The sequence below is a fragment of the Mesorhizobium sp. LMG 17147 genome (assembly GCF_024297145.1).
Classification (GTDB): domain Bacteria; phylum Pseudomonadota; class Alphaproteobacteria; order Rhizobiales; family Rhizobiaceae; genus Mesorhizobium.
This window is the reverse complement of the sequence record NZ_JANCTC010000002.1, coordinates 623,935-647,177: the sequence shown is the minus strand read 5'-3', so window position 1 is coordinate 647,177 and position 23,243 is coordinate 623,935. Positions and strand designations below refer to the sequence as shown.

The window sequence follows — 23,243 nt, the reverse complement described above, 5'->3', positions numbered from 1 at the left end:
GTAACCTTATAAAGCTGCTTGTAGGATTCCTGGCCATCAACGATCTCCGATTCCACGTGCTTTCCGTACAGCGCGACAACCCACAAATACGCCTTACTACAGCGTACCCAATGAGCCCGAGCTAGCCACCATTAGCTAACAAAAATAAGGCGTTAGCTCAACACGCGCGCTATAATAGGACCGCGGCACTTAATATGGCTGAGTATATGGCCCCCCGCTGGAAGTTTAGATGAACCCAGGTTCAAGCTCCAAGATTAAGCCGCTTCTCGACGTCATGCACCGGACTCGCGTGACCAACGGTAAGCAGCTGTTCCCCGGCGTCGACCACCGAACGCTGTGGCCAATGCGCATGCGTGATGTCCTAGCCCTGTTCGTTTCCGACCTCGGCGGCGCCGAGAACTGCTCCGAGGCCGAGAAGGCGATCCTGCGCCGCGCCGCCGCTCTGGTCGTCGAACTGGAGCGCATCGAGGTCTGGTTCGCCGAGAACGACCGAGGCGAAGGTAAGATCAGCGCTCCGAAGCTCGACCTGTACCAACGCATGAGCAACACCCTCCGCCGCCTGCTGGAGGTGACTGGGCTGGAGCGCCGGACCAAGGACATCACGCCGACACTCACCGGCTATCTAGAAGACATCGTGGACGACCGCAACGATGCAAAGGCCGCTCGCATCGAGGCCTGCGCTGGCGACGATGCCGACGCCGACATGGAGATGGAGGCAGCCGCAGCCGCAAGCGGCGTCGGTCGTCTGTCCCCTGTCGCTCGGCTCCGGTTCGTCCCTGAGTGCCCCAAGCGTAAGGGCACCGTCAGCTACATCCGCTGGACTCAGTACTCCAAGGCTCGCACTGTTCGCGACTTCTACACTCTCGGCGGGACGACACCCGACCTAAGATGGGACATCCGTCGCGGCTACGCAAAGCTGCTCCTGCCCGATCCTGCGGATGTCGCCCGCGAGGAAGGTCGACGCTATCAGCACGTCCGCACCACCGAGCGCACCCGGCGTGCGCGCTACCGGCAGGATGAGCATCAGGAGACCGGCCCATGAAACCAATCGGCACATCCGTCATCCCTCCGAGCTACGCGTTCAGCGGCATCGTCACCGCCATCAGGGGCGCGCCCGCGGAACGCCACGTCGTGACCACCATCGCCATCCTCCCGCAGACGACGTTCAGCGAGAATGAACTGGTCTTGCAGGGGTCTCCGTACCCTGTGCCGGTGGGCAGCAGCGCCTACACTTACGCCCAGCCCTGCACCGTGCTGGGCAACTGCTTCCTCCCCGACACATACCAGCTACAGGCCGACCTCGTGCTGCCTTCCGGGGTCGGTATCACCCACCCCGCCGTCCCGGCTCATCATGTCTACCTCTGGAACACGAAGCGGAAGCGATGAGCATCACCAGCAAGATGAGCATCCTCCAGGCCTGTGCCGACCCCAACCTGTTCAGTCAATGGTTCCGGAAACGCGATAGTTGGGCCGCTTGGTTCGACGCTCTAGCCGCCATCTTCGCGCTGCCCATGACTGACGACCAGCTGGCCACCTACCGCCGACACACGGGTCGCGCCGACCCACCAACCAACCCCGCGCGGGAAGTCTGGCTCATCTGCGGGAGACGAGCTGGCAAGTCCTTTGTGCTGGCCTTGATCGCTGTCTATCTTGCTGCCTTCCATGACTACCGCCGCCACCTGCAACCGGGCGAGCGCGCCACGATCCTCATCGTCGCCCACGACCAGCGGCAGGCTCGTGTCATTTTCCGCTATATCCGCGGATTCTTGACCTACATCCCCCTGCTCAAGGGAATGGTCGAACGCGAAATGCAGACCAGCTTCGATCTGAACAACGCCACGACTATCGAAATTAGCACGGCTTCTTACCGCACCGTGCGCGGCTACACTCTGGTGGCCGTTCTGGCCGACGAGATTGCCTTCTGGCCAACCGACGATGCTGCCGAGCCCGACCACGAAATCTTGAATGCTGTGCGGCCAGGTATGGCAACTATACCCAACTCCATCTTGCTCTGCGCAAGCTCGCCATACGCCCGCCGAGGTGAGTTGTGGGAGGCCCACCGCAAGCACTTTGGGCAACCCGGGAACGTGCTGGTGTGGAAGGCCACAACGCGGGAGATGAACCCGTCCGTTCCGCAGTCATTCATCGACACAGAACTGGAACGCGACCCAGCCGCAGCAGCAGCCGAGTACCTAGCCGAATTCCGCACAGACGTGGAATCCTACATCAGCCGTGAAGCCATCGACGCCACCACAGCCGATGCCCGCGAACGCCCCCCGGTGCCCGGGGTGGGCTACACGGCCTTTGTCGATCCGTCAGGGGGTGCAGCAGACTCCTTCACGCTCGCCATCAGTCATCGTGAGCCTGACCGCACCATCCTCGACGCCATCCGCGAGGTGACCCCGCCCTTCAGCCCGGAGGGTGTGGTGGCGGAGTACGCCGCCCTGCTGCACCGATACGGCATCCGCAAGGTCGTAGGTGACCGCTATGCGGGTGAATGGCCACGCGAGCAGTTCCGCAAATACGGCGTCCTGTACGAGCCCAGCGCTAGGACGAAGTCTGATCTCTACAGAGACCTGCTGCCGGCCATCAATTCCGGTGAGGTCGAACTGTTGCAGCATCCGCGCTTGCAGCACCAGCTGGCGTCACTCGAGAGGCGCACGGCGCGAGGTGGTAGAGACAGCATAGACCATCCACCGGGCAGCCACGATGACGTGGCCAATGCCGTGGCCGGGGCGCTGGTTCTGGCTGTCGCGACCGAACGCCGCGGCGGGAGGCTGGGCACAGTGACAGCCACGGGACAGATCGTCTGGCGGGCGAAGCCTCCGGCAGGGCGCGCGTGGGTTCGACGCTGGCGCAATGATTCCGGCAAATCCATGACTGAGGAGCAGGTCCGCGCCCAGCAGCCGACCAAGTAGGAGTAGGAGACAACCAAGCGCCGGCGCGCGTAGTTGATTTTGAAAGCGACGGTCAAGGCTTGCCTGGATGGTCGCGTATTTTGCAACCCGGCTTTCAGCGTTTAGAAGCGACTGGCTGTTATCTGGGAAGTACTGGCGTAAATTCAGAAAAACTTCTCGGCTGAAAAGAAGTGCAAGGTGCAACTGGCCAGGTACTGGAGAACAATCCAGGGAGCGAAAAAGGACTGGTGCATTGGGCAGGCTTTCCGCTGAGATTTCCCGCCCTTCCAAGTATTATCCAACTACATCGCCAACGACACGTCCGCAAGATTGGGGCTGTCAGGGCAGCGGAAGCCGGCGTGACCATGCGCGAACTCGAAGCTTTATTGTAAGCGATGACCGGCGCCTTTTACCCGGCGCAGATTTTTGTCGCGGTGCTGGGTGCCTCGAATCTGACCTTCGCCTTTGCCAGCTCCAGCCAAAAGCTGCCGGACTGGATCGAGTGCCAGGTGCGATCGCTCGCCTTCTTCGGCGGCGTCACCAGAGCGATCGTGTGCGACAACCTGAAGGCCGGTGTGGCCAAGGCGCTGTGGTTCGAGCCGACGCTGAACGCGACCTTTGCCGCCATGGCCGAGCATTACGACACCACCATTTTGCCGACCCGAAGCCGCAAGCCGCGCGACAAGGCCAAGGTCGAAGGTGCGGTGCTGATCGTCGAGCGCTGGATTCTGGCCCGGCTGAGGAATCGCTCTTTCTTCTCGCTGGCTGAGCTCAATGCGGCGATCGCCGAGCTGCTCGAGGAGTTGAACAACCGGCCGATGCGCCAAAGCCGCGGCGAACTGTTCGAGGAGATCGAGCGAGCAGCCCTGAAGCCGTTGGCGGCGGCACCGTTCGAATACGCCGAGCGGAAGTCGGCGAAGGTCCATCCTGACTACCGTGTCGAGGTCGACAAGACCTTCTACTCGGTGCCGCACCGGCTGATCGGGCGCACCGTCGAGGTGCGGCTCACTTATCGAGTGGTCGAGATCTTCCACGATCCACCGAACACCTTTTGGTGTGTACTGGAACCGTCGATTACAATGCATCTTGGTGTCGTTTGGTAAGCAAGATGCGCGCCAAAGATTCATTGCAAAAGGAGGATGGCGATGCCGTCAGTTACCGCGACTACTTTCGCAGACCCGGCCGATGTTGCCGCGTACAAGAAGTGCATAGCCTCGGGTAAAAGCGAGCAGGCATGCTTAAAAGTTGGTGACAATTCGTATCGGCCTTTGGAGCGATGACACGACAGACCCCGGTAAGCCAATGTGTGCACTGCCGCGCGACGTTTGGGAGGCTAAATGGGGCAAGGGCGATGCGGCCCGCGGCAAGAAAGTTGCGGTCACATATAGGGGGAAGACCGTACTGGGCGAGCTCCGGGATACCTTGCCGACGACGGCAAGCATCAAAAACGGTGCCGGAATCGATTTGAACCCAGGCTTTGTCAATGCTTTTGGGTTGAACTACGAGTTCAAACTGCCAGGCTTTGACTGGGAATGGGCGAACGAATCGTAGGTAGTTTGACCTGTCTCGTAGCATTGCAGCTTCCGACTGGTACTCGAATTCTATTGGCCATCGAACCCGGACAAACCTTCTCCCAAGAGGAGTTGAGTCTCATCTTGGGCGCGCGCCTTCGATGGGTCCCCTCTGGCCCGAGTTGCGAAGACTGCCCAATCGGGCGGCACAACGGAACAAAACATACACAAACTGCTTCCTAAGACAAGGTTTAGGCCTTTGCTTTCGTTTCAAGATCCGAAGGTATCGGCGCTATGACAACGATGTTCCGCTTTGCGAGTTCACGGATTGCGAACTTGGCGATCTCTTTGCACGAAGCGCGATCGATGCGGAATCTACGGCTGAATTCGATCTAGCGGGTCCATAGGAAGATATCGAGGCACCAACTATTCGGGCCGAACCATTCAGGGGCTGGCCATTCAGCTGTCAACCTCTGGATGCGGCCCTTATCCAAGTGGAGGACGCTTGCCGCCCTGCTTCTCAAATTAAGCAGCAGATCGTTCCATTGGAGCGGAAGCCTTTTAGCGGCGCGTGGTCAGTCAACCCTGTGGATAGACCCTTAATGACGCCAGCAATTCCAACGCCAGACCCCAAGAAGCCCTAGACTAGAAACCTAGGGGAATCGGGCGGATGTCTATCAATCTGAGTAATTGCGTCGTGCTGTGCGTTCTGCTCGCGTGCGCGGGCTGCACAACTCCGTCCGGCAAGGATTTTTTCACCGAAACCGTCGACAGCCTGCACGCCAAAAGCTCGCCGTTGCGGGCTGGATACACCGGGTCCCATCCTTTGACCTCGGCGGCAGGCGAGGCGCAGCGTTTTACCGGCGCCGAGTACCAGGGCTCGGGCAGTTTCGTATCGTCCGGTGCGCCGCTCGCCCAGGTGACGGCCAATGGTTCCGGTCAATTCGAGCTCAATCTGGTCAATGCCCCTGTCGCGCAAGCGGCGAAAGCGGTACTTGGCGACGCACTTCACCTGAACTACATCGTGGACCCGCGCGTGCAGGGGACGGTGACGCTTCAGACATCCCAACCTGTGTCACAGGACGCACTGGTCGATATTCTGGAATCGGCACTTGCCGTCAACAGCGCCGGCATCACCAAACGAGCCGGCACTTACCAGATCGTTCCGCTTTCCGACATCATGTCCAGCACGCCGTCGGTCAGCGTGCCGTCGGTTTCGCCTTCCGGACCCGGCATCAAGGTGCAGGTGCTGCAGCTGCAATACATCGCGGCTGACGAAATGAAGACCATTCTCGAGCCGATCACCCGGCAAGGCTCAGTGCTCAGAGTCGATTCCACCCGCAACCTGATCACGGTCGCCGGCAACAACAGCGACCTCGATGCCATTCGCGAAGCGGTTTCGGTGTTCGACGTTGACTGGATGCGCGGCATGTCGGTCGCGCTCCATCCTCTGAAAACCTCAAAGCCGGAAGCCGTTGCCTCCGAGCTCGATTCGATCTTCGGCACCAAGAATGGCCCTGGCGCCAAGGTCATCCAGTTCATCCCGAACGATAGGCTGAATTCGGTGCTGGTGATCACGTCGCGTCCAGCCTATCTCAGCCGCGCCGCGGTGTGGATCAGCAAGCTCGACAAGCTGGCCGAGACAAATGAAGACCAGCTGTTCGTCTATGAAATCCAGAACCGTCCAGCCAAGGAACTGGCCGCGGTGCTGAGCTCCGTTCTCGGCACTTCGGTCAAGACCGAGGGCGAGGCGAACGGCGCGAATGTTTCTCCCGATATGACACCGATCGCCTTGCAGTCGGATGGCGTGACGCCCGCGCCATTGACCGGCCCGTCCCCGTCGCTGGCTTTGGAACCAGACGAACACTCGCCCACCCATGCCAAGGTCGTCGCCGATGTCGAGAACAATGCGCTGCTGATCCAGACCACGGCTCGCGACTATCAGCGTATCCAGCAGATTTTGACCAAGCTCGACATCTTGCCGACGCAAGTCATGCTGGAGGCGGTGATTGCCGAAGTCACGCTGAACGATGAGCTGAAGTTCGGCCTGCGCTGGTTCTTCGAAAACAATGGCATGAAGATCTCGCTGTCCGACGTGGCCAGCGGTTTCACCGGCGCGACCTTCCCCGGTTTTGGCTGGACCTACGCGACCGACAACATCCAGGTCACGCTGAATGCGCTCGCCAGTATTACCGACGTCAATGTGATATCGGCGCCGACCATCATGGCGCTGAACAACCAGAAGGCAATTTTGCAGGTCGGCGACCAGGTGCCGATCATCACGCAGCAGGCCGTGGGGACATCGACGGCGGACGCGCCGATCGTCAATTCGGTTGAGATGAAGGATACCGGCGTCATACTCACGGTCACGCCGCGCATCAACAATGCCGGCCGTGTCATGCTCGATATCCAGCAGGAGGTCAGCAACGTCACCAAGACGACCAGCTCCGGCATAGATTCGCCGACCATCCAGCAGCGCAAGATCCAGACGCGCGTGCTCGTCAATGACGGCGAGAGCCTGGCGCTCGGCGGCCTCATTCAGGAACGCAACAATGTCGACCGCAGCCAGGTGCCGATCCTCGGCGATATTCCAATCTTCGGCAACGCGTTCAAACACAAGACAGACAGCGTTGGGCGGACCGAGCTGATCATTTTCATTCGTCCGCGCGTTATCCGCGACATCAGCGAGGCGCGCCAGGTCACGGACGAATTCCGCGGCAAAATCAGTCTGCAGACGCCGATCCAGCAGCGCCGCGGCGGAACCCGACTGCAACAGAATCTTAAACGACTGAAGTACTGATCATGGCCGCGCACCTTTTGATCCTGCTGGCCGCAACGATCGCTCTGACGGCAATTCTTGTCGCCATTTCAGTGGCGGACTTCCGGAGGTTGATCATTCCCAATGAACTCAATCTGGCGCTGGCCGGAACGGGCCTTGCGTTCCAGATGACCACGCAAGCGGGTCAGTTTCTGATCCAAATCCTGTTCGCCGTCGCAACCCTTGCTGCTGTCTGGCTTATTCGGGGCGGCCATTTCGCAATGACCGGCCGGATCGGTCTCGGGCTCGGCGACGTCAAAATGCTTGGCGCCGCGGCATGCTGGATCAGCCCGCTGCTTCTGCCGGTCATGCTGTTCATAGCGAGCGCAAGCGCTCTGCTGTTCATCGGTGGTCAGGTGGTCGCGGTGGGACCGGCGGCGGCGCGGGCTCGTGTCCCTTTCGGACCGTTCATCGGTGCGGGCCTTGGCTGCACATGGGTACTGGAACAATTTGCAGGTTGGAACATGGGACTACTCTGATGACTTCTTTCCGTTTTATTCGAGCAAGCAGGAAATGCCGCCGTGAGTCCGAAAATCGCGAAAGCGGCTTTACGCTGGTCGAGCTTTTGGTGGTGCTTGCTATCATCGCACTGATCGCCACGCTCGCTGCCCCGCAGGTCCTGCGGTATCTCGGTTCGGCCAGGACGAACGCGGCCAAAGCGCAGATTCGCAATATCGAGAGCGCCCTCGAACTCTATTATGTCGACAACGCAAAATATCCGACTGCCGAGGAAGGCTTATCCGCGCTCGTCAGGGCGCCTGCCGGCGAAGAGCGCTGGAACGGGCCATACCTCAAAGGGACCACGGGGCTGAACGATCCCTGGGGAAAGCCTTATTCCTACGAAGTGAAGGCCGATGCGAGCGGCGTTCTGATCCGCACCTTCGGCCGCGATGGCAAGCCCGAAGGGAGCGGCGAGGATCAGGACATCACCAACTGACCATGCGTTCCCAATGGGAGATCGTCAGTTCGTGGACCGCGCCTGCGTATCTGCCAACTCCAGCCGTGCAAAGCCTGCGGACGAATAGGTGGCACCGTCCCGATCGACCGAGATGGTGAACCGCACGGCGGTCGGTAGGCGCCGCTGGGCGCTCCATTTGTCCGACCATGACGAAGGTCCTGCCGAGTTGTCGAGATACTCGAATTTTATGGCGGTGACACCGGCAATCAGCCGTACCGGTTCACTCGCGGTCGAGCTGCCGGTTTCGTTACCGCGTCGTGGTTTTTGGAAGATCGCCAAGAAATTTTCGGCTCGGCTGTCCTCGCTTCCAAGGGAAACGGAGATTTCCCGCAACGCCGAGGAGCTGAAGCCGATCGCCTGAACGCCGTTGAATTCGATCCGGGCCGGCTCGCCGCTGAGATAGATCACATTGTCCGGCGACGATTTTGACAGCGGCAGCGCCTCTGCATGGCTGATTGCCGTTTCGAGAAACCGCGAAGCGGCATCGACTTCCATCTGCATCTCGATTGCCTTCTCGATGCGCATCATCGTGCGGGCCTGCCCGAGAAAAACAATCATCAGCGATGAGATCACGCCGACCAGAGCGAGCCCGACCAAAACGTCGATGAGCGCAAATCCCTCGACCGACGCCGATGACGCGCGAATTCCACCAAGGCGACGCGGTTCGAGGCTGGATTTGAGGAAGAGAAACCCTGGGAGCCATCGTCCGCAATTATGGGACAGGCGGCTCATTGAGAGTTCGTATCCTGCCCGGGAACGAATGTTAGAAACGGCGCGCCACCGCCGCCGCCGGACCCCTCGATGACGATCGCCGTCAGCTTCGCCTTCGAGACCTCGATAGTGTGGGTTTTCAGGCTCCAGCTGGGCTGCGTCATGTCCATGTCGGCCGACCCGCCACGGGCTTGGTAATTAGCCAGCATCGCACGTATCGCACGAGCGGCTTCGACCTGCTCCTTGGCAACCGCGATGCTGCGGCTCGCCGTCACGATCGACTGGCTCGCAATGCCGAGCACAAGCGCCAGGATCGTCATCGCGACGATCATCTCCAGGATCGAAAAACCGTCTTCACCGGAATCTGGGTTTGCCTGCGAGATCATGGCAGTTTCCGCCGCGTCGCAAGCCCGGTCAGCCAGTTCACCTCGATACGCAAAGTCTGGCCTTTTCGCTGCAGATCGATGTCCAGCCCGGAAGCGCTGCCGTCCGGCAGGAACGTCAAAGTCGCATGGCGATCGGCAGCGACCGTTTCCAGTCCTGTGGTTACCGTCATCTCGACGTCATCGGGCAGGACGAGTGTGTCGCGATCGTCGAAACGGATCGCGCCGGCACGAGGATCGAGGATGATCTGTTTCGGCCGAGCAGTGGCGATTGCTGCCGTGCGCGACAGACGCAGTCGCGTGGTGATCTCGCTTGTCAAACTTTCCAGGGTCTTGGTTCGATAATTTCTGGCGATGCCTGGAGCCGCAATGGCCGCGACGACGGCCATGATTCCCAGGACCACCAGCATCTCGACCAGAGTGAACCCGGCCCTCGTGTTCTCTCGTTGACAGGTGGGAGGCGCGCTCGTCATTTCAGCGCCAGATCGTTGATGCTGAGGATTGTGGTCATCACCGAAATGACCAGGCTGCCGACGAGAAACCCAAGCGAAATCGTCAAGGCCGGCGTCAGCAGTTTCAGCACAGTGTCGATCCGCCGTGCCAGCGTGGCCTGAAGCATCTTTCCAGCGCGATCGAGCACGACTGGGAGTGCGTTGGCGTCTTCGCCGAGCGAGATCAGTGACATCGTCGCATTGTCGAAAATCCCGGCCTTGACGATTGCGCTATGAAGGCGGGCGCCATTGGCGACGTCATCTTCGATCGCGGTAAAACTTGCCCATAGTGAACTCTGCCGGGAGACATTCGCCGACAGGCCAAGCGCTTCGGTCATCGGCACGCCATTGCCGAGAAGGAGGGACAAAGTCTCAAGGTAGCGTGCTATCACCGTGTCCTTGACCAGCGGGCCGATCAACGGAATTCTCAGCAGCCAGCGCGAGAACAACGCCTGCGCCCCCACCGACCTCGAAAGAAAGAGGTAGAAGAGCAAAGCGACGGTTGCCGCGAGCGGGAACACGAAGGGATAGTCGGTAAGAACGGTTCCGAGCCCGGAAAGCAGCTTCATGGTGAACGGTTTTGCTGCAGACGAGCCTTCGAAGATCGGCTCCAGTGCGGGCACAAGCACCGTCGCCAGAATGACCAGAGCCCCGCTCATCACCACCAACAGAAAGGCGGGATAAGTCAATGCTTCCATAATGGCTGCACGACGCTTTGCCTTTGCTTCGAACGTATCGGCCAGCCTTTGGCAAATGAATGCCATCTTGCCGCTGCGTTCGCCGCTGGCGAGCAAGGCCGCCACGTCGGATGTGATCCCCGGCAGGCTGGCAAAGGCTTCCGCAATCGGGCGGCCGCCGGTCGTGAGGTCGAGCACAGACTGCAGCTGTTGCCGCCGCGCCTGATTGCTTTCGCCAGAAATCACCGCGCTCAAGGCGCGATCGACGGTGAAGCCGGCATTCAAAAGCACCGACAGCTCGGAAAACAGGCGGCTGAGATCGACCCGTCGCGCAAACGTCAGCGCACCGCGTCCGGGCAGCCGAACGAATTGCTTTGCTCTGTCGACGGGTGCGAGGTGATAGGATCGGCGCCCCTGTTGCGCCAGTTTGCGGGCAGCATCCTGTTTGGTCGACGCCTCGAGAACGCCGGCTTCGCGAGTTCCATCGACAAGATAGGCGCGATAGGCAAAGGCCGGCATCAACCGCCTCCGTTGAGGTCGATGACGCGCCGGACTTCTTCCATTGTCGTCACCCGCGATTGCGCAAGCGCCTTTGCATGGACCGCCATCGGAATGAGATCGTCTTCCCCTGCAGCTCTGCCGATTTCCATTTCGCCGGCACCCTGGTCGATAAGCTCGGCGATACGCGGCGACACCTGCAGCATTTCGTAGGTGACGGTGCGCCCGCTATAGCCGGAACCATTGCAGCCTCGGCAGATCGAACCTGTCTGATCAGTCTCACGGCAAGCAGGACAGACGCGGCGCAGCAATCTTTGCGCGATAACCCCTCGGACCGTCGCCCCGAGCAGATAGCCGTCGATGCCCATGTCGCGAAGACGCGTCAGCGCGCCGGCCGCACTGTTCGTGTGAAGCGTTGAAAACACCAGATGGCCGGTCAAAGCGGCCTGGACCGCGACTTGCGCCGTCTCCCTGTCGCGGATTTCGCCAAGCAGGATGATGTCGGGATCCTGCCGCAGGATCGAACGAAGGGCTGCGGCAAAATCGAGGTCGATCGCCGGATTGACCTGCAGCTGCGTAATGCCAGCCATGCGGTATTCGACCGGGTCCTCGACCGTGAAAATCTTGACGTCCGGCCGGGAGCGTTCGGCGAGGATCGAATAGAGCGTCGTCGTCTTGCCACTGCCGGTCGGCCCGGTGATCAGCACGATGCCGTTGGCGGCTTGCGACATGCTTCTGATCTTGGCTTGCGCGGCATCGTCGAAGCCGAGTTTTCCCAGCCGCAATTCGACGCCGGCGCGGTCGAGAATTCGGAGCACGATGGCCTCGCCGTGAATGGAGGGAATGACCGAGACGCGAAGGTCGATGTCCCGGCCACGCACCGCAATTCGCATCCTTCCATCCTGCGGCAGCCGCCGCTCGGCGATATTGAGCCGCGACAGGATTTTTATGCGCGTCGAAATGCCGGACAGCATCGCGGTCGGTGCGGTATCGACGGTGGACAGCATGCCGTCGTGCCTGAACCGGATACGCACATGATCCTCGAGCGGTTCGATGTGGATGTCGGTTGCTCTCGCGTCGACCGCCTTGTGGATGGTGTCGGCGACAAAGCGGACGATCGGCGCCTCGCGGGCAAAATCCTTCAAACGTTCCAGGTCGTCGGGGCCGAAATCCGAGGAGACTGCACTGTCTGCATCCGGTGAAACAGATTCCTTGGCTGACTGCTCGATCCGGTCGATGCATTCGGTAATCATGCGCCTCGGCAGTATTCTGAGCGCCGGCGTCCGCTCATAGTGAAAGGCCAGCGCGTCGATCGTCGCCGTAGAAAACGGATCGGCCACGGCGACAACCAGTTGCTGTGCGTCCATCTCGAGGGGCAGGATCGCGTTTTCGCGCAAGTAGATCAGCGGAACGCTTGAAAACAGCTCGGGATTGAACTGCTCCGGAATGTCGACAGGCGACGGCAGATTCATGAAGCAGCTGAGGCCGTCGGCAAGCTCCTGTTCGCCAATCAGCCCGAGTTCGGTCATCACCGTGTCGAACGGATGCCCCGATGTCTTCGACGCCCCAAAAGCGCGTTGGGCCGCGTGGGCCGTGAGCACTTTCTCGCCCTCGAGAAAAGCGAGAAATGCCTCGACACCGGAGGTCCGGGCGGTCGCGTTCATGACGCCCATCCCCTCAGGATCTGCGCTGCCTCAGTCCCGAAAAGCGCGTCGCAATTTCCAGAGGATGTCGTCGCTGCCAAGTCCGGGATTTCCGCGGCGGGACTTCGTGAAAGACGCCGGAACCCTGCCGCGCTGGCCGGGAATTTCTCGATGACAAAACCCGCATGACCGGCAATTCCCGATCCATCCCGCTTTGCTGCTATTTCGACCGTATAGGCCGAAGCCTCGGTAGCCCCTTGCGTGGTCGAAGCGCCCCGCTCCGCTGCACCGGCGAGGACGGTTCGCAAGCGGCTCGGGGCGTGATCCAGGCTGAGCGTGCCGCGCTTCGAATTGACCGTGAAAACGGCGTAGAGATCATACAGCGGCGTCGAGGCAAGCGCCGAAAATTCCTGCAACTCTGACACCGATTCGAACGGCGCCTGCTTGTCCTGCGGCGGCCCAACTGAGCTTGCAGACTCCTCCTGCGCGGCGAAGGCATTGGTGCTGCCCCGAAACCGGATAGCAGCTTCAGCCAGTTCTTCGGAGATCTGCCGATTGAAACCGAGCGATGCAAAACCCAGCGACAGCAGATGAACGTCCGCGGCGTTGAGATCGATCAGACCGCTATGGTCCTGTATTCGCACATCGAAGGTGAATTTTCCCGACCGGCAGGCTGTCGGCGAGAAATCCAGCGGCAGCTTTTCTGTCCCCGAGCCATTCGCCAATTCGCTCGAAGCCACATTGGCCAGGCCTTCGGCAAGCAGCGACAGCCGCTCCTGCTCGACCTCGTTGTTGGCGATCATCAACCGTGTCTTTGCCGTGATGGCAAAGGGAACGACAATCGCCGAGACGATCAGCATGAAGACCAGGACCGCGACGAGCGAAAATCCCGCGCTTCCCCTTTCGTCGTCATCGCGCATCCGGATCATTGGCCGACACTTCCAATGGATGCTGCATCCTGGCTCGCTGGGTAAAGCGAGATGCGCGCGACTTTGCCATTCCGCTCCAGCACGGCTTGATTTTTGTCGATCGTCGAAACGGTCCAGCCATCGACTGTCTCGCCATTGCCGTACCAGAAGGCATTGTCGGCTCCCGCGATCCGCAGCAAGGCCTTTGCCGCTCCACCATGGATGCTGATCCCCAGAAGCGAGGGTGCAACTGCTGGTGCGGCATTCTGCGGCGGTGCCGGTTGCTCGACCGCCACGGCGGCCACTTCCACTGGCTGCGGCTCGATCGGTTCGGGGACGAATTTTCTGCGAGTCGGGCTGAACAACGGGCGTTCGAACGTTTCGCTGAAATCGCCCAAATCCGGAATCTCAAGCGACCCCCCGGGGGCCGACGTCATTCCTCCGTCTCGCCCCTTTGCCGAAGCGATCGGTGCAATATCGACCGGCGTATCGTAGAGCGCGACATTGACCGCGACGAGGCCGGCAATTATCGCCGCCAGGGCCAATGCCGCGAATTTACCGGTCATGGTTTCGCTCCACCGGAAGGGGGCGTCGCCTTGGTTTGCAAAGGGCCGTAAAAAACGATCTCGGCGGAAAGCTCCGGATCTCCTGTTCGGCCAGCCGCTGGTCCGATATCAGTCGCTCGCAAGGTGGCTTCGCGAATAAACAGCACCGGAAGCGAGGTTTCGATGGCGAGAATGGCGTTGTGCACGCCTTTCAGAGAGCCTGAGAAGTTTGTCCGCAACCCGATGAAATCCACGCCTGCTTCGTTCAATGCTGGCGCGTTGCCGGCCGACAGCACCGTCACCCCGTTCGCTGCCGCAATCGCATTCAACCGGGTCTGCAGCCCGCCGCGAATGACCGCTTCGCTTTCCCCGGTCAGAAATTCAGAATTTGTCGCTGCCGTCGGGTCTGACGCCGCCACACTGTCAAGGCGTTTGGCGAGTGCTACCACGGCTTGCAACTGGCCGAGCATCTCTCGTTTCTCCTCGATCCCGGCTTTGGCCGAGGCGACGCTCTCAAATGCCATGAACAACATCCAGCCAGCGATGCAGGTCACCGCTGCCGCGATGGTTAGGGCGATCAGGCGACGCACCATTGGGCGTGCATTGAGAATGCTGGAGAACATCGTCAAAGCGTTCCGATCTTTGCAGTGATGGTGAAGCGCTCGCCATCCTGACCTGGAATCTTGACGACGGGCGCAGCGAATTCAGGCGCCGCAAATAGGGGCGAACCGTCCAGCGGTTCGATCAGTTCGGCGGCGGATGTCGAAAACCCGGTGATGGTCAGATCTTCGCCTTTGGCCGACAGGTCGGTCAGCCAGGCCGTGTCGGGTAGTAGGTGCGTCAGTTCGGCCCAGACGCGAACCAGCGAGGCGGATGTCTTTTTCTCGTTACGGATCCTTTCGACCTGTTCGATATTTGCCTGGCGTTTCTGCAGCGACGATCGCGCCGCCTTCGCCTGCACCTGAGCATCGGCGATTTGCGCGTCCAGCTCAGTGCCCGCCTGCCAATACCGCCATTGCGCATGGCCGAAGGTGAAAACTGCTGTGCCAAACAAGGCCGAACACGCCACTATCCAGGCGGTCCTTTTGCGACGGTCGCGTTTTGTCGGTGGCCAAATAGCAGCCAAGCTTAACCGATCAGCCTGTCGCGTTCGGTTTCCATCCGTCACAGATAGGCTGCCAACCGTCCCGCCGAAGCGACGAACGGCTTCCAGAACGGCCGCTAGTGTCTTGGTTTTCACGACGTGGTAGGAACAGTCCTGCTCCGAGTGTTCCGCAAAGACAATATGCACCTGCGCCGGGTCGATTGGTGTCGAGGCCAGCAGGTCGAGTTCGGCCATGCTTCTCGCTTGCCGAAGCGGCAGTCTCCTCTTCGCCAGTTGCCGTGTCAGAAACAACCCCGGTTGGATCTGAATTTCGAACGTCGGCTGTTTGCGCCGAGGTCCGGTCTGGAGCAGCGCGGAGATCATCACATCCGCCGACGCGTTGAGTGCCAAAGAGCTGGATTGAAATTCGGGCGCATTTGCTTCGCGAACGCGAATGCCGTCGTCCGCTACGTTGATGCTCCAGTCACTGTAAGATCGCTTCTGCTTAGGACTACAATGTGTCCAGGTCCCTCGTAGCTCATCGAGCCACCAGTCGAAGAAATCCAGAAATTGCTCGTTGAAAGTTGCCAAGACCAGTCGCCCGCCACCCCCGCTGATTCTCGGCCGAGGTTTCAGTCGAAGATTACAGTTGCTGGTGTGACGCGGATATCAGGGAGAGCGCAGAACGTCGGTTGGCCACAGCTTTTGTCGTCTAAATATCGGTACTGGTCCAGGCATCACGCGAGATGCGGAGATCGGTGCGCAAACATAGCGAGGTCAGGATCGGGGGCCGACAGCGGGTATCCGCCCGCAATCTTTTGTTTTAAGTTAAACTATCCGATATTCTGACACCGTCGGGGCCGATTAGTTAATCCCCTTCTTCTATAGCATTGTCTACTATGATTATGTTGTCCGCGCCATCATAGACAAAGCTCTCCGGAGAAGGGCCGTGCTCAACTACTCTTGATATGCGAATTTCAGATCTGTCAGAGAATATAATGGAAACCCACTGGGGGTCGGTAACAACGTCAATAATATTGATAGACTCCGTGTATGCTCGGATAGAGCATGAAATTTTGGTGTTTACTGCGATGGAACCTCTCTCAAATGCGATCATGATACTGCCGTTTTGGTACTTAATGGATCGAAATTCTTTTCCGATGAGATTTTCCTTTAGGTAATTCATATGACCTTTACTTTCTCGCGTTCAGTTTTGAATATGCGCAAATGGATGTTCCCTTGAACTCGTCCCCCCGGAAGGTACCGAAAGTGGTCCCGCGGTGTAAGGGTTCAGAGATTGTCTGGTAGGACTTGAATAGACGTTGTACCCATTCGGATACCCTGGACTTGCGCTATTCGGGTTTGTCGCGTTCATCATTCTCAGATTCATGGGAACGTTTTGTGGAGCCGGACCAAACCCGCAAAACGCGACACCTGTCTGCTGCCCCGCAGGGTTCGTCACTGGCGTAGGGGTAGTAGACGCACCCCTCGGAACCGGCATTGCAACGCCGCGAGAGTTTACCACAAAATCTGGCGCTTTGGTACGCTCAAGCTCGCGCAATCGTGCGATGAGGTAGTCTCGAGCTAGCGGAGAGATTGACCCTCCAAGAGGATCTAAGAACGTTTCCCGTGGGTTAATTTCGTGTATCCGTCCTTGTAAGTTGGTAATTTGGTCGGCCATAGATTCTTCAGCAGGCGTTCGTGCTGGAAGTCCCCCTCGTTGTACTCCCCGCGTTTGCCCCTCTTGAATACACCCATCGCACCTTCTTTTGTCCTTCATCCCAAGCTTTGCAAGATCCTTGGCAGCTTGGTCTGCGGCCGTCTGAAGCTCCTTGGAATTGACGCTGTCGTCCGCTGCCTTGGTACCGCCTCCGTCCTCCCCTAGCGGATCCTTGCCGGCATTTGGATCGACTGCATGCCCGTTTGGATCACTTTTATTAATCGGATCGTTCTGGGCATAGGCGTATCGGTTGGTGCCGACGCCGGGCAGTGTCGGATCCCAATCATCGGGCGAGATGAACCTGCCGAGCACCGGATCCATGTACCTGGCGTTGAGGTAGAGCAGCCCGGTCTCGGGATCGAAGCGCTCGCCGATGTAGCTCTTTTGCGTCTGGAAGCCGGTGTTGAGGCGTTCTCCGTAACTGGCATAGTTGGTCTGCTCGGCGATGGCGCCTGAGGCATCGGTGACCATGCGCACCGAGGCCAGGTGGTCGCGGTGCAGGAAGGCCTTTGTGGCGCCGGTCACCTTGACGTCGGGATGGGGATAGCGGGTGTAGATCTCCGCGCCAGGCGTCGCCGGATCGATCTCGACGGAGGCATCGGGATAGAGCGTGGTGGCGAAGGAGGAGGTCTTTTTGCTGCGCGTGCCGTCGGGGCCGTAGAACAGCGAGACGGTGTTGGCGCCTAGCGTGACGGTCTTCAGCCGGTTGGCCTCGTCCCAGGCGAGCGTCCTGGTGCCGTCGGCGGTCATGTTGCCGTTGGCATCATAGGTGAGCGTCTTGGCGCCGACCGCCGTCGGGGCATGCGGACGCGGTGATGTGGCTGCGGGATAGACATAGGTGCCGGCAACGCGCGTGCGCGAGGTCAGATTGTCGTTGGCGGCATAGACGAAGGTCTCGTCGAGCGTATTGTTGCCAAGATTGTCGGAAGAAGTCAGCCGGTCGGCCTTGTCGTAGCCATAGGTCCAGCTGTCGGAAGCCGTCAGCCCGGTCGTGCCGGTGATGCGGCCGAGGAGATCGCGGGCATATTGGTCGTCGAGCAGGATCGTGGCGCCCTTGGCCGTGGTGACGCGGGTGACCCAGCGGCGGGTTGGTGAATAGATGAAGCTTGTCGTGACCCCGTTCGAATAAGCGATCGATTTGGTCTGGCCATCGGCCTCATACACAGTCGAGGTGATGAAGCCGGAGGCCGAGAGCAGCTTGTTGCCGGCGGTGTATTGCAGCGGGGCGGCCGCCGTGCCGAAGTCGAGCTGCACCGGCAGATATTGGGTGCGCAGCGTCTGGCCGGAAGCATCGCGCACGCTGGTCGTGGTGTGGGTCAGCGTCCCGATCGTGACGTCCTGGCGGGCGAGCTTGCCAAAGCCATCATATTTGATGGCTTGCGTTGCGGCAGGGTTGGTGGAGGTGGTCAGCTGGCCGACATTGTAGAAGCCGGCAGCTGCCTGGTCGTAGGTGTTTTGCGTCAGCGTCACCGCGCTGCCGCCCGACGCCATTGCCGTCTTCAAGGTCAGCCGGTCCATCTGATCATAGGCGAGAGCTGTGACGGTGGCGCGGGCATCGGTCTGGCTGGTCAGCCGGTTGGCGCCGTCATAGACATAGGACCAGGTGCCGAGATCGGGATCGGTGGCAGAAAGCCGGTTGCCGACCATGTCATAGCTGTAGTTCCAGCTCGAGCCGCCGGCATCGCTGACCCCGATCAGCCGGCCAAGCACATCGTAAGTACGGCCCTCCGTCAGATTAAGCCCGCCGAGATCGCGCACGATCTGCACGACATCGCCGCGCGTCGAGGACACGCTCTTCGACTGGCGTGTGGTCGTCGCATTGATCTGGTCGGTCTGGGTGACCGCGTAAAGCCGCGGATTGGCCCCCAGGCCGCTGTCGAGGCTGTGGGCAAAGATCGTCTGGCTGGCATCGGCATAGACGGTCTTCACCAGCCGGTCGGCCCAGTCATAGGAGTTGGTCGTCCATTGCGCGGTCTCGCCGACAAAGCGTGGGAAGGCGGCGCGCAGGACATTGCCGCGCAGGTCGTAGTCGGTGTCGGCAATACGTTTTGCACCGGCAGCCGTCTCGCCGGGCGTTTCCACCCGGTAGACACGGCCAAGTCCGTCATAATAGGAGCGGACAAAATCCTCGCCCGCCCCATTGGGCAGCGGCGTCAGCTTGGCCAGCGCCTGTGTTGCCGGATTGCCCTCGTTCTCGAAGCGCGTCTTGGCATAGGCGCCGGTGATGCTCTGCGAGACCTGGTAGGGCCGGCAGAACGGATCGTAGGTGAAGGTCTTGACCAGGCCGCTGACGTCGGTCTTCGTCGCCGGCTGCCCGCAGACGGCATTGTAGGTGGCGCTCGAGACGAAGCGGGTGTCGGCGCTCTGGCCGCCGGTGGCAAAATAGCGGGGGCTGCGCTGCGTTACGGGAAAGAGGTGATAGGTCGCGTCATAATCCCACTCGGTCTTGTGGCCGAGCCCGTTGGTCGCCGAGACCTTGTTGCCGTAGAGGTCATAGGCAAAATACTGGTTCACCTCCTTTTGCGGCGCCGAGTAGTAATCTGAGAAGCTGCGCTTGCGGGTGACGTTGCCCTTGGCCGGCGGCGTATTGTTGGCGCCGGCGTTGCCGTCATAATAGGTCTCGTCATAGCCGATATAAGGGAAGCTGGTGTCCAGCCCCGCGCGCACCGCCTGGCTGCTCGACAGCGAGACGATGTAGGCGCTGGTGTTGGGCGCAAAGCTTGCCACCGTCCAGGTCTCGTCGCCGCTGACGTCGGTGCGGCCGTAGTCCTTGATGCTGGTGACGTTGCTATAGGCGTCGAACGTGCGCTCGACCCTGAGGGTGCGCGAAAGATTCTCGGTCAGCGTCGTGTCGGTCGCGGTGTTCTGCACGGTATAAGGTTTGGTCGCGGTATTGACCGCGTAGGTCTCGGCCACCTGCTTGTGCAGGGTGCCTGCGCCGTCCTTCCACACCGTCAGCGACGGCAGGCCGTAGCTCGCCAGATCCTGCCGGTAGGTGGTCTCGACCTTGGAGGCCGCCGTCTCGCCATTCCCTAGCGGTTTTGTCTCGACGATAGAGGCAAAGCCCAAAAACTTGCGCGACGCCGGGTCGTATTTGCCACCGGCATAGGCGTAGGTGCTCACGGCAGTCTGGCCGCGGCCGTCGCCGACCGAAAGTTTTGTCACTGCATGCACCACCTGCGGCAGGTAGGTATTCACCCAGGTCGAGGACGGCGCATACTCGACAGCTACCGTTCCGCCCAGCTCCGTCATGACATTGCGAAGCAGGTTCGGATTGCCCGCGCCCGGAGTGGAGATGAACATGTGGTCTTTGTAATCGGTAAAATCGGGCAGGCCATCACCGTTGAAGTCGCCGATCACGGTGCCGGCGTCCATCGAAGCAGGAAGATAAAACCGTACTGGATTGAAGTCAGTCGACGAGGGCTGCAGGAAGAAGACTTTGATCTCGGCTGTGCCGTAGGGTCCAAGATTGGTGCCGTCCACCGTGATGAGGTCCACCCGGCCGTCATTGTCGAAGTCCCGCAATATCCCCATTCCGGCCGCGCTGTGATCGCCGTATCCCTTGAAGCCGACCCCGGTCGACAGGAAGACCCGGATCTTGTCACCACTGACGTAACGAACAATGTCACTCGCGCCGTCGCCGTTCACATCGGCCAGAACACAGGCGCCGCCCGCGCCGGAAACCGTCGCGCAACCGGTCGAAAACGAGGGGTCGGCCAGCTCCCATGCGCCGTTTGACAGGACACCTTTTTTGACGTCTCCGCCCAATAACCCCACGCCAAATAATGGCTGCTGGTGCCCGTTGCCGAGGAAATCGCCAACACCAATGACCTTGTTCAAATCACCGTTTGCATTGACATTGAGATTGTCGAGGCCATCGCCATCAGGATCGGCGACAAATGTCGGGGCGTCAGGACGCGTGGCAAAATTGGTTCCATACGGCAACGTACTGCAGACGGTTTGATAGCCGGTTGGCGCCGTCGGATTGCAGTCGGATTTGGTCATGCCCAGTTGAGCATCGGTCAGAAGAAGCGCGCCTTGGGAATACCATGCTGGCTGAGGGGGGAACCCGCTGCTGCCGGGGCCATTCGTATAATACACGAAGTCCATCGTGTTCTTGGTGGAGAGAAAGCGGCCTGGATCCGAGAAAAAGATCGGTTTGGGTGGAGGCGGTGGTGGATTTGGGTCGTTTGGGTCCGGTGGTGGCGGGGACTCTGAGGGCGACTTGACACGCAGAAATACGGTCTTGTTGTCAGCCGGAATTCCGCCGGTACCAAACTTGATGACACGCTTATAGACGTTGGTGATTATCGTCTGTCCGGACATCGCCGTTTCGGTATAGTCGCCGAAGACCTCATCGCGGCCATCGAAGTCAAGGTCGCCGACCTCGTGCGGATTGCCATAGCTCGGCGGAAAAACGCTGATCTGCGTATGTTCGTAGAGCGGTGCATTGACGGTGCTGTAGCTTCCTTCGGTGTTCTGATAGGTCATCTGGCCGAGCAGCTTTGCGGTGCCGCCCGTGATGGTGCCGTCGGTGGCAACCGTCGCATCGGTGCCGTAGCGGGTGACGGCGGTGAGACGTGAGGCGTTGGAGAACGGCGCCTGGTCATAGGTCAACTTGTAAGCGCTGCGCAGGGTGCCGCTGACCTTGACCGAGATCGTCTTGATGCGCTGGCTGGTCTCGGAGATGTCGCGGCCATTGCCCATCAGGATCAGGTCGGGCCGTGTCTCCAGATAGAATTTTACCACCGTGCCGTCGTAGCTGATCGTATCGGGGTAGCAGACCGGGCTCGCCGGACAGGTGTAGGTGTAGGCAACGCTGTTGCCGTTGGTGTCGGTGACCGAGGTCAGCAGCCAGCGATAGCTTTGGGCCAGATCATAGGCCGGCGTGCCGACAGGTGGGTTCAGGTTGGCGACGGCCGCCACCGAGCGGAACGTCGAGACGGTGCCGTCGCGATCCGTCACCTTCCATTCATTGGTGGTGCCGTTGAGCGCAACGCGGCGATAGGATTCGTTCTCCGTCGCATGGGTGCCGCCGGTCGAGCAGGACGGCGATACCATGCCGGCCACGCAGGCGACCATCGCCTGGCCGTCGAGCAAATAAATATCGCCCGCGGTGAAGGCCGGCATGCCATAGCCGGGGCTTGCCCGCTCGATGACATCGAAACCATCAAGGCCCCAGGCATAGCCAAGCCAGCCCTGGTAGAGGCCGCCCGTCTTGGTCTTGCGCGAGGAATTGTAGTTGAGTGCGATCGACGGCTCGATGCCATGGAAGTCCGAAACGTCGATGCCGATGGCATAGCCCAGATTGCCGTTGCCTGAACTCTTTGGCAGATCTACCTTCGGCGTGCCGATCGCGTCCGGATCACTGCTCTCAGTCGTCGTGGTCGTTTCTGTGTTTGCCGCTGCCGCCGATTCTTCCGGTGTCGCTTCGCTGTCGGTCGGTTGATCCGCCGTGCCGGCCGCGGCCGGTTCGGTGCCGACCGTCGCCGCCGCGTCCGGACTGTCGGCTGAAGGCGCACTGCCGGAAGCGGGCTGGTCCGATGATGAGCCATCGCTGCCGATAGAGGCACCGCCATTGCCGAAGCCGTCACTCGCGCCAGCATCTGGCGAAGTTCCTTGCGCCTCTTGCGCAAGAGCCGCCATTCCTGCGGAGTTTCTAATATAAGAAACGAAAGATGTATCCGCACCAACGACACCCGCGGCAAGAAAAGCCGCGCCAAGCAGCAACTTGTTCATGAAACCCCCGAATCCCAGTTGCTTACTTCTACTCAGCCGCCGCCAAACGAATACGACAGCGGATCGTCACGGTGGGAATATCCACAGATAATTTTACGAGGCGACCGTTATTACTCAGACCGCAAATTCGCCCAATCGAAAATACGGCCCCTTCGGCGGCGAACCTGATCGTTGAGCCGCGTCGCGGCACGCGGGGGCCAAGCAGGATGCGGCGTGTCACGTGTGGGACGTCACCCGCCAGCGTGTCGCCAGCCATGTCCGTCGCTCGCAGCGTTCCGGCCATGTCACCGTCAACGAACACATGCCCAAGGCGCACCAGCGCTACGCCAACACCACGCCGGCCAGCCTGATCAGCCGGGCGGCCAGGATCGGCCCCAATGCCGCCATCCTGGTCGAGCGCATGATGCACGACCGGCCACATCCGGAGCAGGGATACCGCTCGGCCATGGGCATCCTGTCCCTGGCGCCGCGCTATGGGCCGGAGCGTCTCGATGCCGCCTGCGAGCGGGCGCTACTGATCAACGCGATTGCCTACTCCTCCGTCACCGCCATCCTCAAAGCCGGCCTCGACCGAGCCAACTCCGCAGAACCGGCAAAGCCGACACCCCAGCACGCCAACATCCGCGGCTCCACCTATTACCAGTGAAGGAAAGGAAGAAA

17 protein-coding genes and 2 pseudogenes are annotated in these 23,243 nt (G+C 60.3%); 9 read left to right on the top strand and 10 right to left on the bottom strand.

Going from position 1 to position 23,243, the window contains the following annotated elements; all coding sequences use genetic code 11:
- Positions 1-229: 229 nt before the first annotated feature.
- The 8 genes and pseudogenes from NMG46_RS07010 (at position 230) to gspG (ending at position 8,163) form a co-directional block, all read left to right on the top strand.
- Positions 230-1,042, top strand: coding sequence for a hypothetical protein (locus NMG46_RS07010; RefSeq protein WP_254816963.1), 813 nt, complete (start codon positions 230-232; stop codon positions 1,040-1,042).
- Entirely contained in the window at positions 1,039-1,386 is a 348-nt protein-coding gene (locus tag NMG46_RS07005) for a hypothetical protein (RefSeq protein ID WP_254816962.1), read from the top strand. The genes NMG46_RS07010 and NMG46_RS07005 overlap by 4 nt, the downstream gene beginning before the upstream one ends.
- A complete protein-coding gene (locus tag NMG46_RS07000; protein WP_254816961.1) occupies positions 1,383-2,918 on the top strand; it encodes a hypothetical protein in 1,536 nt (511 codons plus the stop codon). The genes NMG46_RS07005 and NMG46_RS07000 overlap by 4 nt, the downstream gene beginning before the upstream one ends.
- Before the next feature lie 311 nt (positions 2,919-3,229).
- Positions 3,230-3,934: pseudogene (gene istA, locus NMG46_RS06995) on the top strand (IS21 family transposase); the annotation flags it as partial.
- Positions 3,935-4,199: 265 nt separating this feature from the next.
- A complete protein-coding gene (locus NMG46_RS06990; RefSeq protein ID WP_254816960.1) occupies positions 4,200-4,448 on the top strand; it encodes a hypothetical protein in 249 nt (82 codons plus the stop codon).
- Between the two features lie 630 nt (positions 4,449-5,078).
- Complete coding sequence (gene gspD, locus NMG46_RS06985; protein WP_254816959.1) at positions 5,079-7,208, top strand: type II secretion system secretin GspD; 2,130 nt, start codon at positions 5,079-5,081, stop codon at positions 7,206-7,208.
- A 17-nt stretch (positions 7,209-7,225) separates the two neighbouring features.
- A complete protein-coding gene (locus tag NMG46_RS06980) occupies positions 7,226-7,705 on the top strand; it encodes an A24 family peptidase (protein WP_254816958.1) in 480 nt (159 codons plus the stop codon).
- A complete protein-coding gene (gspG, locus tag NMG46_RS06975; RefSeq protein ID WP_254816957.1) occupies positions 7,705-8,163 on the top strand; it encodes a type II secretion system major pseudopilin GspG in 459 nt (152 codons plus the stop codon). Before NMG46_RS06980 ends, gspG begins: the two co-directional genes overlap by 1 nt.
- 24 nt (positions 8,164-8,187) lie before the next feature.
- On the opposite strand, the gene NMG46_RS06970 is transcribed toward gspG, so the two are convergent.
- From NMG46_RS06970 to NMG46_RS06925, 10 genes are all read right to left on the bottom strand, one after another.
- Entirely contained in the window at positions 8,188-8,916 is a 729-nt protein-coding gene (locus tag NMG46_RS06970; protein WP_254816956.1) for a general secretion pathway protein GspJ, read from the bottom strand.
- Entirely contained in the window at positions 8,913-9,281 is a 369-nt protein-coding gene (locus NMG46_RS06965) for a type II secretion system protein J (protein ID WP_254816955.1), read from the bottom strand. Before NMG46_RS06965 ends, NMG46_RS06970 begins: the two co-directional genes overlap by 4 nt.
- A complete protein-coding gene (locus NMG46_RS06960) occupies positions 9,278-9,751 on the bottom strand; it encodes a GspH/FimT family pseudopilin (RefSeq protein ID WP_302894051.1) in 474 nt (157 codons plus the stop codon). Before NMG46_RS06960 ends, NMG46_RS06965 begins: the two co-directional genes overlap by 4 nt.
- Positions 9,748-10,965 carry a type II secretion system F family protein gene (locus NMG46_RS06955; protein ID WP_254816954.1) on the bottom strand — a complete coding sequence of 406 codons (1,218 nt, stop codon included), beginning with the start codon at positions 10,963-10,965 and terminating at the stop codon, positions 9,748-9,750. Before NMG46_RS06955 ends, NMG46_RS06960 begins: the two co-directional genes overlap by 4 nt.
- Complete coding sequence (locus NMG46_RS06950) at positions 10,965-12,608, bottom strand: GspE/PulE family protein (RefSeq protein WP_254816953.1); 1,644 nt, start codon at positions 12,606-12,608, stop codon at positions 10,965-10,967. The genes NMG46_RS06955 and NMG46_RS06950 overlap by 1 nt, the downstream gene beginning before the upstream one ends.
- Positions 12,605-13,516: a general secretion pathway protein GspK gene (locus tag NMG46_RS06945; protein WP_254816952.1), complete on the bottom strand. Its 912-nt coding sequence runs from the start codon at positions 13,514-13,516 to the stop codon at positions 12,605-12,607. Before NMG46_RS06945 ends, NMG46_RS06950 begins: the two co-directional genes overlap by 4 nt.
- Positions 13,513-14,040 carry a hypothetical protein gene (locus NMG46_RS06940; protein ID WP_254816951.1) on the bottom strand — a complete coding sequence of 176 codons (528 nt, stop codon included), beginning with the start codon at positions 14,038-14,040 and terminating at the stop codon, positions 13,513-13,515. The genes NMG46_RS06945 and NMG46_RS06940 overlap by 4 nt, the downstream gene beginning before the upstream one ends.
- 17 nt (positions 14,041-14,057) lie before the next feature.
- Positions 14,058-14,663 carry a type II secretion system protein GspM gene (gene gspM, locus NMG46_RS06935; protein WP_254816950.1) on the bottom strand — a complete coding sequence of 202 codons (606 nt, stop codon included), beginning with the start codon at positions 14,661-14,663 and terminating at the stop codon, positions 14,058-14,060.
- A gap of 2 nt (positions 14,664-14,665) precedes the next feature.
- Positions 14,666-15,715: a PilN domain-containing protein gene (locus tag NMG46_RS06930; RefSeq protein ID WP_254816949.1), complete on the bottom strand. Its 1,050-nt coding sequence runs from the start codon at positions 15,713-15,715 to the stop codon at positions 14,666-14,668.
- A 616-nt stretch (positions 15,716-16,331) separates the two neighbouring features.
- The gene (locus NMG46_RS06925; RefSeq protein ID WP_254816948.1) at positions 16,332-22,490 is read right to left on the bottom strand and encodes an RHS repeat-associated core domain-containing protein; all 6,159 of its coding nucleotides are present in this window, start codon (positions 22,488-22,490) and stop codon (positions 16,332-16,334) included.
- Between the two features lie 331 nt (positions 22,491-22,821).
- Between NMG46_RS06925 and NMG46_RS06920 the strand changes: the two are divergent.
- A pseudogene (locus NMG46_RS06920) lies at positions 22,822-23,229 on the top strand (IS21 family transposase); the annotation flags it as partial.
- Positions 23,230-23,243: the final 14 nt, after the last annotated feature.

Coding starts and splice junctions, on each gene's coding strand:
- gspD (WP_254816959.1), top strand. CDS start 5,079: ATGTCTATCAATCTGAGTAATTGCGTCGTGCTGTGCGTTCTGCTCGCG.
- gspM (WP_254816950.1), bottom strand. CDS start 14,663: ATGTTCTCCAGCATTCTCAATGCACGCCCAATGGTGCGTCGCCTGATC.
- NMG46_RS06950 (WP_254816953.1), bottom strand. CDS start 12,608: ATGAACGCGACCGCCCGGACCTCCGGTGTCGAGGCATTTCTCGCTTTT.
- NMG46_RS06970 (WP_254816956.1), bottom strand. CDS start 8,916: ATGAGCCGCCTGTCCCATAATTGCGGACGATGGCTCCCAGGGTTTCTC.
- gspG (WP_254816957.1), top strand. CDS start 7,705: ATGACTTCTTTCCGTTTTATTCGAGCAAGCAGGAAATGCCGCCGTGAG.
- NMG46_RS06945 (WP_254816952.1), bottom strand. CDS start 13,516: ATGATCCGGATGCGCGATGACGACGAAAGGGGAAGCGCGGGATTTTCG.
- NMG46_RS06955 (WP_254816954.1), bottom strand. CDS start 10,965: ATGCCGGCCTTTGCCTATCGCGCCTATCTTGTCGATGGAACTCGCGAA.
- NMG46_RS06925 (WP_254816948.1), bottom strand. CDS start 22,490: ATGGCGGCTCTTGCGCAAGAGGCGCAAGGAACTTCGCCAGATGCTGGC.
- NMG46_RS07005 (WP_254816962.1), top strand. CDS start 1,039: ATGAAACCAATCGGCACATCCGTCATCCCTCCGAGCTACGCGTTCAGC.
- NMG46_RS06990 (WP_254816960.1), top strand. CDS start 4,200: ATGTGTGCACTGCCGCGCGACGTTTGGGAGGCTAAATGGGGCAAGGGC.
- NMG46_RS07010 (WP_254816963.1), top strand. CDS start 230: ATGAACCCAGGTTCAAGCTCCAAGATTAAGCCGCTTCTCGACGTCATG.
- NMG46_RS07000 (WP_254816961.1), top strand. CDS start 1,383: ATGAGCATCACCAGCAAGATGAGCATCCTCCAGGCCTGTGCCGACCCC.
- NMG46_RS06965 (WP_254816955.1), bottom strand. CDS start 9,281: ATGATCTCGCAGGCAAACCCAGATTCCGGTGAAGACGGTTTTTCGATC.
- NMG46_RS06960 (WP_302894051.1), bottom strand. CDS start 9,751: ATGACGAGCGCGCCTCCCACCTGTCAACGAGAGAACACGAGGGCCGGG.